Origin of the sequence: Butyrivibrio sp., from assembly GCF_015056685.1 — a bacterium.
Taxonomy (GTDB): domain Bacteria; phylum Bacillota; class Clostridia; order Lachnospirales; family Lachnospiraceae; genus Butyrivibrio.
Window position 1 is genome coordinate 86,899 of sequence record NZ_SVFW01000001.1, and the last position, 12,354, is coordinate 99,252.

At 39.4% G+C, this 12,354-nt stretch carries 10 protein-coding genes, 1 other RNA gene, 1 pseudogene and 1 riboswitch; all 12 genes and pseudogenes read right to left on the reverse strand.

What is annotated here, in order from left to right; all coding sequences use genetic code 11:
- Positions 1-11 precede the first annotated feature (11 nt).
- The gene (gene cbiB, locus E7303_RS00365; RefSeq protein WP_292143324.1) at positions 12-986 is read right to left on the reverse strand and encodes an adenosylcobinamide-phosphate synthase CbiB; all 975 of its coding nucleotides are present in this window, start codon (positions 984-986) and stop codon (positions 12-14) included.
- 50 nt (positions 987-1,036) lie between these two features.
- On the reverse strand, positions 1,037-1,816 hold the full coding sequence (locus E7303_RS00370) for an adenosylcobinamide-GDP ribazoletransferase (RefSeq protein ID WP_292143325.1): 780 nt from the start codon (positions 1,814-1,816) through the stop codon (positions 1,037-1,039).
- Entirely contained in the window at positions 1,813-2,739 is a 927-nt protein-coding gene (locus E7303_RS00375; protein WP_292143326.1) for a bifunctional adenosylcobinamide kinase/adenosylcobinamide-phosphate guanylyltransferase, read from the reverse strand. The genes E7303_RS00370 and E7303_RS00375 overlap by 4 nt, the downstream gene beginning before the upstream one ends.
- Before the next feature lie 2 nt (positions 2,740-2,741).
- Positions 2,742-3,839, reverse strand: coding sequence for a nicotinate-nucleotide--dimethylbenzimidazole phosphoribosyltransferase (cobT, locus tag E7303_RS00380; RefSeq protein WP_292143327.1), 1,098 nt, complete (start codon positions 3,837-3,839; stop codon positions 2,742-2,744).
- 10 nt (positions 3,840-3,849) lie between these two features.
- Positions 3,850-4,917: a pyridoxal phosphate-dependent aminotransferase gene (locus tag E7303_RS00385; protein ID WP_292143328.1), complete on the reverse strand. Its 1,068-nt coding sequence runs from the start codon at positions 4,915-4,917 to the stop codon at positions 3,850-3,852.
- A 9-nt stretch (positions 4,918-4,926) separates the two neighbouring features.
- Positions 4,927-5,700 (reverse strand): ABC transporter ATP-binding protein, encoded by a 774-nt coding sequence (locus tag E7303_RS00390; RefSeq protein ID WP_292143329.1) that lies wholly within the window; start codon positions 5,698-5,700, stop codon positions 4,927-4,929.
- 3 nt (positions 5,701-5,703) lie between these two features.
- The gene (locus E7303_RS00395; RefSeq protein WP_292143330.1) at positions 5,704-6,726 is read right to left on the reverse strand and encodes a FecCD family ABC transporter permease; all 1,023 of its coding nucleotides are present in this window, start codon (positions 6,724-6,726) and stop codon (positions 5,704-5,706) included.
- Position 6,727: 1 nt separating this feature from the next.
- Entirely contained in the window at positions 6,728-7,816 is a 1,089-nt protein-coding gene (locus E7303_RS00400; RefSeq protein ID WP_292143331.1) for an ABC transporter substrate-binding protein, read from the reverse strand.
- A 34-nt stretch (positions 7,817-7,850) separates the two neighbouring features.
- Positions 7,851-7,993: riboswitch (cobalamin riboswitch) on the reverse strand.
- Between the two features lie 46 nt (positions 7,994-8,039).
- The gene (proB, locus tag E7303_RS00405; RefSeq protein WP_022773202.1) at positions 8,040-8,834 is read right to left on the reverse strand and encodes a glutamate 5-kinase; all 795 of its coding nucleotides are present in this window, start codon (positions 8,832-8,834) and stop codon (positions 8,040-8,042) included.
- A 79-nt stretch (positions 8,835-8,913) separates the two neighbouring features.
- Positions 8,914-9,270: a transfer-messenger RNA gene (gene ssrA / locus E7303_RS00410) on the reverse strand.
- A gap of 68 nt (positions 9,271-9,338) precedes the next feature.
- Complete coding sequence (smpB, locus tag E7303_RS00415) at positions 9,339-9,809, reverse strand: SsrA-binding protein SmpB (RefSeq protein ID WP_074883331.1); 471 nt, start codon at positions 9,807-9,809, stop codon at positions 9,339-9,341.
- Positions 9,810-10,281: 472 nt separating this feature from the next.
- Positions 10,282-12,345: pseudogene (gene rnr, locus E7303_RS00420) on the reverse strand (ribonuclease R); the annotation flags it as partial.
- Positions 12,346-12,354: the final 9 nt, after the last annotated feature.

Below are 12,354 nucleotides of genomic sequence, written 5' to 3' on the forward strand. Positions count from 1 at the left end.
CCTGTCAACAATCATCTGATACCAAGATAGATAAAAAGACAAACAAGCGCAAACAGCGCTTCTGTAGCATGCATCAAACTGATGCTCCTCAATACATCTTCTTTATCTATCAGCTTTATATCATCACCGATATAAGGTTTATCCTTAATCTTGCCAAAATATGAAGCAGGACCTGCAAGCCTAAGGCCAAGGGCTCCTGCGCATGCACTCTCGCACTGGGCTGAATTGGGACTTTCATGATTATATCTATCCCTTCGCCATATCCTAAAAGCTCCAAAAGGATCGAAACCTAATATCAGAGCTGAAAAGATCATATATATAGCGCTTATTCTTGCAGGAATGAAAGCAAGAATATCATCCAGTCTTGCTGCAACAGTGCCGAAATACCTGTATTTATCATTCTTATATCCGATCATAGAATCCATAGTACTGACTGCCTTATATAAAAAAGCAAGCACAGGCCCGCCAATAATAAGATAAAACATCGGACATATTACTCCGTCATTGGTATTCTCAGAAACAGTTTCAACTGTCGCGCGAAGTATCCCTGCTTCGTCAAGGCTCTGTGTATCTCTCCCAACGATCATCGAAAGAGCTTTTCTTGCGCTCTCAATGTCTTTTGGAAGTCCGGCAAGAGGCCTGTAAACATCCATCGCTGCATCCCTTAAGCTTTTGCCTGCGATTGTAAAAGATGATAGCACACTCATCACCAAGATACCAAATACACGGTTTATCTTAACTGAAACAAATACAATGACCCCTGTTACTATTCCAGTAACAGCAAGAACTATTATTACCAAAAGTGCTCCCATTGCTCTTTTTTTCTCATCAGAATCCTCTTCTTTAAGCAATCTCTTTTCCAAAAATGAAATAAGCGCACCAATTGCCTGCACTGGATGATAAAGCCACTTTGGATCGCCAAAGCACATATCAAGCGTAATCCCTATCAAAAAAGAAACCAAAAAATCCCTGTAAAATAAAGCCACTATAAACTCCTCAAAACATCAAGAAAGCCCCCATTAACACAACAGATCCCCTACATCAAAATACAGATCATAAAGACAAAAGAGGAAATCAATTCGCAAATACATACAAAGTAGCCTGCCAGGTCTCCAGTTATTCCTCCGAATTTGTCATTTGCCATACGATGATAATATACGAAAACTAATAATGAAGCAATAGTTTCCATTACTCCAGCAATTTTTCCAAAATATATCATAAATAAAGTGCAAATTATAGCCTCAATGATCAACAGAACTCTGCACCTTGCTTTTTCTGCCCCTTCAGCAAAGGTGTACAAAGTCCCATTACTTTTAGCACATTTAAAGCTGACCACCGCTATACCGGAAAGAATACGGGAATAGAAAAATATAAGTCCCCATGCAAAAAACATGTAAGAACCAGCATTGGCACTGATAATTGTCAGCGCTGTAGCAAAGAAAACAATACTGTACAAAAGGAGTCGTATAACAGCAAATGCACCAATATGGGGATCTTTTAGGATCTCAAGCCTCTTTTCCCTATCCCTGTATGAACTTAGCGCATCACTGGTGTCCATATATCCGTCTAAATGGATTCCTCCGGAAACAATAACCGGAATTGCCAAAATAAAAAACGTTTTGGCAACATCAGGTACCATCTCAAAATGCGCTTCAAAAAGATAATATAACAGGGATATAGCAAAAGAAATAGCAAGTCCTACTAATGGAAAAAAGCAGATGCTATATCTCATGTTTTCTTTCTTCCACTCAAATACCGGCATAGGTATCCGTGAATACATGGAAAAAGCAATTGCAATAGATTTTAAGACATTCATAGCTTTATTCCTCTTTTGCAAAATACTCTGTAAACATCTGAATGTACAGCGATCTTCTGCATGAACCTTCCAGCCTCTTCGCGATAGCGCCTTATCAGCTCATCCATAGGCACTACACCGCAAAAAATATCGTCTATTATAATAACAGAATTTTCAGGAAAACTGTCAACAGGCTCTTTCCCCTTCTTAATACATGCATAGACATACCTTTCAATATGCTCATAGCACCTGTATCCCAATGGAATCTCGGCATCATCTTCCTCAAAGGTATATATTTCTTCCGGTAAAATACCAAAATTCTCGATAACATAATCTCTTTTTCCCTGAAAAGCCCCACCTAAAACAAGAATATTTCTGTTTTCCGATTTTATCTCATTATCTTTCTTTTCTCTTATAAGCATCTCTTTTCCTGCAGCAATCTCAATAGCTTTATCAGACAGTCTGCAAAGCCTTTCTTCCAGAAACGCAAGCCCATTTCTATAATGCTGCGTATATTCATCATACATGGCAGCATCGCTTTGAATATAGTCGCTAACTATAACAAGATTTAAAACTCTTTCATTCAAAGCTTCGATATCCTTTAGCACCTTCCCTGCAGCATCCTCGCAAAAGATATACTTTCCGGTATCAGATGTCTTGAACATTTCATTGGACAAAAGAGCTGTGAGGCTGTCCAAAAGAACTGTCGCATTCTCAGGAATTTTTTCTATTACAGCATCAATATCCCTACCTTTTTCTATTGTAAGAAAAGGCATATCTTTCCTGCTGTCTATATGCTTTTTTATGCGCTCTTTGTCCTCATTGTCAGAGGCGATCATAGTCGCAAGGTAGTAGAGGTTTTCACCTTTTGAAAGTTCAAAGGCTATAGCTTCAGCTTTTGAAGACTTACCATTTTTGCAACCACCTGTAATTAGTACAAGCACTCTTATTTCTCCTGTTTTCTTATATCTTCCAGATAATCATCACATATGCCGCCGCTTTTAAATGTTCCCATATTGCAGACAAAAGCACAGGCAGCCTCCATTATCTGAAAGGCTATTACACAGCCGCTTCCTTCTCCAAGGCCCATATCAAGATTAAACCAGGGCTTAAGATCAAGAAGCGAGATTGCAATTTTATAGCCCTTTTCTTTTGATTCATGAGATGGGAAAAGATATCCCGCAACCTTTTCGTTTAATCTGCAGGCACAAAGGGCTGCTACTACTGATATGTAGCCATCTATCACAACAGGAATCCTGTTTTTGGCAGCGCCCAAAAAGACTCCGCACATAGCTGCAATATCAAGGCCTCCCAGTTCAGAGAGGATATTAATTATATCTCCTTTATCTGAGCCGCTACTCAAAAATCTGCTTAGAGCTTTTTCAACAACGCTTATCTTTTTTTGAAAAGCATCATCAGTAAGTCCGCCGCCTCTTCCTACTACGTCTTCAGCCATAGTCCCTGAAATAGCAGCCAAAACCGCGGCACTTGTCGTGGTGTTTCCAATTCCCATCTCTCCAACACCCAAAACATCTACCTTATCCATAGAAGCCCTGTCAGCACACTCCATTCCAACAAGGATTGCTCTTAAAACCTCTTCTCTTGTAAGAGCAGGCTCTATAGCGATGTTCCCGGTGCCTTTCCTTATTTTCCTGTCAAGGACCTCTTCGCAGTTATAATCTGTTGCAATCCCAACATCGACGATCTCAGTCTCAATTCCAAAGTGCCTAGCCATTGAAGACATTCCGGTAATGCCTTTTGTCATATTTACAGCCTGACTTGCAGTTACAGTAACAGGCGCTGAAGAAACGCCCTCACAGGTTACGCCATTATCTGCACACAGCACGATTATGCGCTTTTTCTTAAGTGTATTTTTAACCTTCCCTGTGATACCAGCCAGTGAAATTGCTATCTTTTCAAGCTTTCCAAGGCTTTTTGGAGGTTTGATCAGGCTGTCGATATATCCGTAAGCTTCGCGCATTTTATCAGGATCAACGACCTCTATATCTTTTATTTTTTCTTTAAGTTCTAATTCAAAATCCAATGTCTGCACCTCAGATAAGTTCCTCTAAAACCTCTATGAGTTTTATATTGTCTTTATGCCCTCTTATGGCTATTCTGTAATATTCATCTGTAAGCCCTGGGAAATTGGCACTTTTACGAAGATATATCCCCTTACTCAAAAGCTTCTCATAAAAACCATCTTTTGCATTCGCCTTTATCAAAAAGAAATTTACATCCGAAGGAAATACCCTGATTCCAAGCCTCTCAAATTCTCTTTCAAGGTATTCTCTTTCATTTTTAATATCCAAAAGGCACTTTTTTATATCAAGATCACGATCTAACAGCTTTGCACCTGCAACCTGAGCAAGTCCAGAAATGCTCCATTCAGGCTGCATAAGCCTCATCTTTTCTACGACCTTTTCATCACTACATATGCCATATCCAAGTCTGATTCCCGGTATAGAATAAATCTTGGTAAAAGACCTGATGATAAAAAGATTCTTATATTCATCTATGAAACATACAAGGCTCTTATCCCTTTCGTCATCCGTAAAATCAATAAATGACTCATCAACTACAAGAAAGGCACCATATTTTTTGCATATATCAAGTACAACCTCCAAGGTATCTTTTTTAATTACTTTTCCTGTGGGATTGTTAGGATTACAGATATAAACAGCGCTGTTTCTCTGTCCTTCGTAATCTTTTACAAATCTTTCTATTTCTTCTACCTGGCTCTCACCAAATGAAAAATCATTTTTCTCATCAAGAAACAGATAATTTACCTTTGCACCTTTCGCCAAAAGAGCTCTCTCATATCCTGAAAAAGTAGGCTCTATAATAAGCGCATTTTTTACATCAAGGCAAAAAGGCAAAAGCGTGATGATCTGAGATGCACCGTTTCCCATAACTATGTGATCTGGTGAAATATTATTTTTCTCAGCTACTCTACGAACAAGGTCTTTACTCTCCCTGTCAGGATAAAAAAAGGTAGCCTTTTGAATCTCCTTTTTTGTAAACTCAAGCTCATCTGCAAAAAAATTGGTATTAACGCTAAAATCAATCAGCGAATCACTCTTAATTTCACCGCCATGATAATAATCTTTGTTTTCTTCCATAAATAAACCTTATATCCAATGTGAATACTGCTTTTTCATATACTGCTTAACATCAATATCAAAAGTGTCAGTAAGGTATTTGCTTTTTATAAGCTCCTCTTTACTGCCGTCAGCAAGAATTTTCCCATCTTTAAGCAAAATGAGCTTATCTGCAGCTTCCAGGGCAATATTGATATCATGGAAAACACCTATAAGTGTATGTTTTTGGCTCTCTTTTTTCCAATCAGAAAGGAAACTCAGAAATTCCGACTGATATTTAAGATCCAGATGATTGGTGGGTTCATCCAAAATGATAATATCAGTATCCTGAGCCATAGTCCTTGCCAGAAACACTCTTTGAAGCTGACCTCCGGACAACTGACTTATCTGTCTGTCTCTAATATCTTCAAGGCCATATTCTCTAAGGCTTTTATCTACAATCTCTTTGTCACGGCTATTAGCAATACCAAAAACATTGTTGGAATAAAGATACCTTCCAAGCATGACCGTTTCTTCGACAGTATATGAAAAATAGATGTCAGAGAACTGCATCATTACAGAAATCTTTTTTGCTATATCTTTTCTCTTAAGATTCCTTACTTCTCTATCGCTAAGAAGGATGCTTCCGTCGTATGAGAGCATTCCTGCAAGAGTCTTGATAAGCGTAGTTTTACCGCATCCGTTTGCACCCAAAAGGGCAATACTTTCCCCTTCATTTACACCAAAAGAGATATCCTTTATAACCGGGTTCTCGCCAGGTCTTTTTCCATATCCGCAAATCAGGTTCTTACACTCGAGCAGCATTTATCATCTCTTACCTCTAAAATATATATATGCAAAAAACGGCGCTCCAACAAGGGCTGTAATGGCACCAACAGGTATCTCCTGAGGAGCAAGTACAGTTCTCGATAACATATCTGCAAAAGCCATAAAGGCCCCGCCTAAAACAAAAGACATAGGGATCACATACTTATGCTTTGATCCAAATAAACGCCTTACGATATGGGGAATTGTAAGATCAACAAATCCTATGATCCCGGAAAAACAGACAGCAGCTCCTGTCAAAAATGTTGCAATAGCCAAAAGAAAAACTTTTACTTTCTTTGTCTCAACGCCGATACTCATGGCCTCTTCCTCTCCAAAGGTCATAATATCAAGCTCCCTGACAAAGAGACATATAATAAGTGTTCCCAACACTGCACACACACTCAAAACAGCCACATGTATCCATCTTCTTCCGGAAAATGAACCCATCTGCCATAAAATAAGCCTCTGCATATGTTCACTGTTCAAAGCACTTATAAGAGTCAAAATTGCATTTACAAAAAGAGAAAAGACCATTCCGAAAAGAATGATCGTATGATTGCTCATGTTATGATCCAGCCTTCCGGACACAGCAATAACAAAAAACACTGTAAAAAGCCCTGCCAAAAAACCTGCAGCAGGTAGTAGAAAAAAGCCAAGTAATGAACTTGTTATTCCGGAAGTAATAACGATCGCAGCTCCTAAAGATGCACCGGCAGAAACGCCAAGAGTATAGGATGAAGCAAGGGGATTTTGCAAAAGAGACTGGATCACCGCCCCACTTACCGAAAGAGCTGCTCCAACAAAGAAAGCAGTGAATGCCCTGGGCATCCTTATATCCCAGAGTATTGAGATGTAAGAGCCCTCAATACTCTGAGTTAAAGGCATATTAAAGAGCTTATTTAACAATACTGATACTATATCTGATGCAGGAATATATACACTTCCCAGCCCTATACTAAGAATCAGCACTAATATGGATATCAATACTAAAAATACTATCTTAAGCTCTTTTTCTTTTTTCATATTATGCAGCAGGCTGCTCCTTGCTATCTTCTGCTCCAAACGGATCAACTATTGTCTCGTAGTAATCAGGATATATATCCCTAGCCATCTCGATCATGGCACTTACAACATGATGATTAGGTCTGTTAACTGTATCGTTATCAATCTGATATACTGCCTTGTCCTTAATAGCAGATACATTCTCCCATCCACTCATAGATAGAATAACATTTATAACATCATCTGTGTACATGTCAGCAGTAAGGATAACCTGAGGATCCATAGCTACAGCAGCTTCTTCTGTAAGTGCAGGCCACTGGTCGGCTTCCTCTCCTGCAACATTTGTAGCACCGATAAGACTTATCATTTCATTGATATAAGTATTTGAACCACATGTATAAATTGTTGGTGAATCAGCAGATGGAGTAAAGAGCTCGAAAAGAACTGTCTTTTTCTCTTCTTCCGGAATAGTAGCTGCTATTTTTGATATTTCCTCAATAGCGCTTTCCATCTCACTCACAATTGCCTCTGCAGCATCACTTGTTGATGTAGCAACTCCTATAAATCTGATATCATCTGAAATATCCTGGAGGCTTGCACTGCTTGGAATATCAAGAACGCATACACCAGCCTCTTTTACAGCTGCAAAAACATCATCTCCATGGCTGGCACTCATACCTGTTGTGAAAACAACATCTGCGCCAAGAGCAATGATCTGTTCCTGATCAGGAGTCATCATGTCAAACTGTGGAATATCAGCCTTAAGTGAATCAGAATAGCTTGCATATGAATATGTGTCACATGCAACGATCTTATCACCAAGTCCAAGGTCTATAAGAATCTGTGTTGTTGAAGGAGCCATAGATACAATTGAATTTACTTCTTCAGGAATTGTAACTTCATTACCACTTCTGTCAGTGGTTGGTTTTGCTGATACATCTGTATTTTCAGTGGATTCTGTCTGAAGAGTAGATGCTTCGCTGATAGCTTCAGCGCTTTCCTCTGTTACTGACTCTGAAACATTCTCTGCTGTTGTGCTATTTCCACAACCGACAGCAAAAGTAGACATCATGGCAATAGCCATGACAAAAGATAGAATTTTCTTTTTCATAATTTTTCCTCACTTTCTTTGGTCACGAAGAAATTCTGTGATTTACGCAAAGGCAGGTATCTGGCTTGGGCACTATACCCATCACAGTAGCGGCACTGCTGAAGATTTTCACTTCATTCCCTTTTGAGTAACTCCGGAGAATCCATCCTGGTCACACCATTTGCATTGAAAAAAATATCATCAAATATGCCTGTTGTCAATGAAAACCACCTATTTGCGCTAATTACTTAGCCACAAATAAGGTTCCCACAATCTTTTTCTCAATTACATCATAGAGCTTTTCAGGATTTTTGCCATTTGTAATGATAACATCTATCCCGTGTTCTGTAGCATATTCTGCTGCATCAAGCTTTGTTATCATTCCGCCTGTTCCACGATTTGAACCCGAGCCTGATGCAATTGACTTTAATTCATCTGTAATCTCTTCAACCCTGCTGATGAGCTTTGCATCAGGATTAGTACTTGGATTGCCATCATAAAGTCCATCAATATCTGAGAAAATAATGAGTTTACTAGCATTGCAAAAAGCTGCAACAAAAGCTGACAACATATCATTATCAGAAAAGAGCTTCTTTTCAGATTCAATCTCTGCGTGGCTTACCGAGTCATTCTCATTAACAATTGGAATAATATGATTCTCTAAAAGAGCATCAAAAGTGTTCTTTAAGTTCTTACTCCTTATAGGATCTGCAATATCCTCATTATCAAGCAGTATCTGACCTACCATTCTTCCGTATTCACTAAAGAACTTATCATAAAGGTGCATAAGCTCTGTCTGTCCAACTGCAGCTGCAGCCTGCTTCATCCTGATTTCTTTTGGCTTCTGGGCAAGTCTCATCTTACCTGCGCCAACAGCAATAGCACCTGATGAAACGAGCACAAGATCATACCCTAGATTTTCAACACCTGCCAAAGCTCTGCAGAGATGGTCAAGAGCCCTTATATCAACATTTCCATCACTATTTGTTATTGTGGAAGTACCTACTTTTACAACTATTCTCTTCTTACTGACGCTCATAGTTTTCCCCTTTACCATGCTAAATCATATGTTAATACTATATAAAAAGAACTACCATAAATCAATGGTAGTCCTAAAAAAATGGATTAGAGGGGAGTCGAACCCCTGTCCAAAAATTCATCCCCTGTACTTCTACTATCATAGCTTATTATTCTGAGATTCTGCATCTCTGTTCCCTCTTACCTGCGGTAACAAGCAACTGCAGATAATCGGTAGCTTCATGATACGACCATAACCGCAAAGCTTAGACTATGTCGTTTCCTACAAAGTTTGACGCCAGTTACCGAGTGTGTAGGTGCACACGGGCTGACGGGCTGCACTTAGGCAGCGAGTGCTAAATTATCGTTAGCGTTTAATTTTAATTTGAGGTTTAACGCGACCATCCTGCGGATAGCTTCTCCAGCTTCAAAATCCCTGTCGAAACCTTTACTAACCCTTATTTAGTTGTGCTTACCCATTATATCGGTAAGCACAGATAAAATCAATACACTGGCAGTTTAGTTTTTATTTAAATTTGACCTTAAACTCTTTTTCAGCCTCTCTTTGCTGATCTTTCTTGGCCATATCTGCTCGTTTATCATAGAGCTTTTTACCTTTTGCAAGGCCCACTTCAACTTTCACTCTGCCGTTTTTAAAATAAACTTCAAGTGGTACAAGGGTGTATCCCTGAACCATCTTCTGCTGATCCAGCTTTCTTATTTCAGCTTTATGTAAAAGAAGTCTCTTTACACGAAGGGGATCTTTATTGAAAATATTTCCTTTCTCATATGGACTGATATTCATGCCCATGATAAAAGCCTCACCTTTATCTATGCTGATCCAAGCCTCTTTTATACTGCATTTTCCCTGTCTGATAGATTTTACTTCTGTTCCAAACAGTTCAATTCCTGCTTCGTATTTTTCCTCGATAAAATAGTCATGATATGCTTTTTTATTGTTTGCAACGAGCTTCCTTGCCTTATTATCTTCTGCCATATTACACCTACGTTTTTTTATTAAGCATATACCATTGTATATATTTATTCCATATACCAATAGTTTACTTTTTCTTTTTTCTGCCCTTTCCCTGAGCACTTCTTGCTGCCTTGCTTGTAGCAGACTTTTTATATTTATGAACCTTATATACCTTTCGGGAAGACTTAGCTTTTTCCTTATTGGATGGGGCATTTTTCCTGCCTTTTCCTTTATCGCTTCCTGATTTACGCTTTTTCCTGAACTCACCGGTTAATGCGTCGGGTTCATACTCGCTAAGATCAATAAGCTTGCCGTTATACTCTACAAGGCGTCCCTCAGAGTGGGCTGCATCAATGATTTCGTCGCCACCATTATCCTCGCTGCTTCTTTCTTCCTGCGCAATCTCGCCTAGCTTTCTGACCTTTTTCGCTCTGTCCTGCGCAATCTTTTTGGCCTTTGGAATATCTTCAAATCCATCATAGTCAAACTCATCGTCTTCATCTTCAGACAAAACAAGTTTAAAATCAATAGATTTTGTAAGTCTGTCAGCACCGGCTACCTTGATCATAACTCTCTGACCAAGAGTATACTCCTTATGAGTTCTCTCGCCTACAAGCTTCATGTTTTCTTCATCATACACATAAAAATCATCGCTCATAGCTGCAGCTCTGACCATGCCCTCACAGGAATTCTCAAGCTCAACAAATAATCCCCAGGCTGTAACTCCGGAAACAATGCCTTCAAAGCGCTCACCTATATGGTTTTCCATATATTGAGCCTTCTTAAGTTTATCAGTCTCTCTTTCGGCTTCCTCAGCTCTTCTTTCAGTTTCTGAAGAGTGCTTTGCAACCTCATCAAGAATCTCTTCATAGTGCGAGAACTTGGCCGCTGTCATTCTTCCCCTCAGGTGGTCCTTGATGATTCTGTGGATCTGAAGGTCAGGATATCGCCTTATAGGAGACGTAAAGTGGCAATAATAGTCAAAAGCAAGTCCGAAATGTCCTGTACACTCTGTGCTGTACTTGGCCTGCATCATGCTTCTTAAGGTCATTCTGCTGATAACAGCCTCTTCTTTTGTACCCTCTATGCCTTTTAAGAGCTTCTGAAGCTCTTTTGGCCTTACACCTTCATCCTTTCTGGTTCTGATGTGGTATCCAAGATTATTGACAAATGCAGCAAGGGAGCTGATTTTCTCTGGATCCGGCTGCTCATGGATACGATATACAAAAGGACTCTGCAGGTAAAAGAAATGTTCTGCAACTGTCTGGTTTGCAGCAAGCATAAAGTCCTCGATGAGCTTTGTTGCAGTATTTCTCTCATGAGGAACTATATCGATCGGATTTCCTTCTTCATCCAAAATAATCTTGGTCTCAGGAAAATCAAAGTCAATTGCGCCCTTGGATTCTCTTTTCTTTCTAAGGATACTTGAAAGCTCAGCCATTTCCTCGAACATAGGAACCAGTTCTTTGTACTTCAGAGTTTCCTCTTCATCTTTATCTTCAAGAATCTTGGCAACGCTTGTATAGGACATCCTTTCATTGACATTGATCACAGACTCAACAATATCATGATCTATAACTTTACCACTCTTATCTATTGTCATAAGACAGCTGAGTGCAAGTCTGTCCTCTCCGTGATTCAATGAACAGATGCCGTTTGAAAGTCTGTGTGGAAGCATAGGAATTACTCTGTCCACCAGATAGACACTTGTTCCTCTTTTAAGAGCTTCTCTGTCAAGAGCCGAGCTCTCCTGCACATAATTTGTAACGTCAGCAATATGAACTCCCAAATGATAAAGTCCCTTATCATCTATTGTAAGGCTGACTGCATCATCAAGGTCTTTTGCGTCCTCGCCGTCGATCGTTACCATCATTACATCGCGAAGGTCCTCTCTGCCGTACATGTCGGCTTCGCTTATCTGATCAGGGCATCTGTTGGCCTGATTTATGACCTTCTCAGGAAATTCATAAGGAATATCATAGTTCTTTACAATTGATAATATATCAACTCCGGGGTCATTTATATTGCCGATAACCTCTTTAACCTTGCCCTCAGGCTTTCTATGAAGGGCCTGGTTACCATAATCTGTGATTGTTACAACTACTTTATCACCGGTCACAGCGCTGCCATGATGTTCGATTGGAATAAAGATATCCTGAAGTACTTTAGAATTATCAGGAATAACAAAGCCAAAATTCTTTTCACCCTGGTATGTTCCCACAAGCTCTTCCATTCCTCTTACAAGAATGTTCCTGATACGGCCTTCCTGTCTCTTACCTGTTGATTCAGGCAAAATCTCAACTTCTACAGTATCTGAATGAAAGGCGCCATGAACATACTCTTCAGGAATAAAGATGTCTTCATCCATTCCTTCTACTTCAACAAAACCAAAGCCTCTTGGGTTTGCTACGAACTGTCCTACTATATAGTTTTTATGCTTCTTTGAAGTTCCAAAAGAACTTTCTTCTACTCTTTTTAACTTTTTTCCCTTACTCATAAATACCTCAGCAAGTGCCCATAAAATTTTAAAAGGCACCCTATTTCTAGAGTGCCTCACATAGCAAAA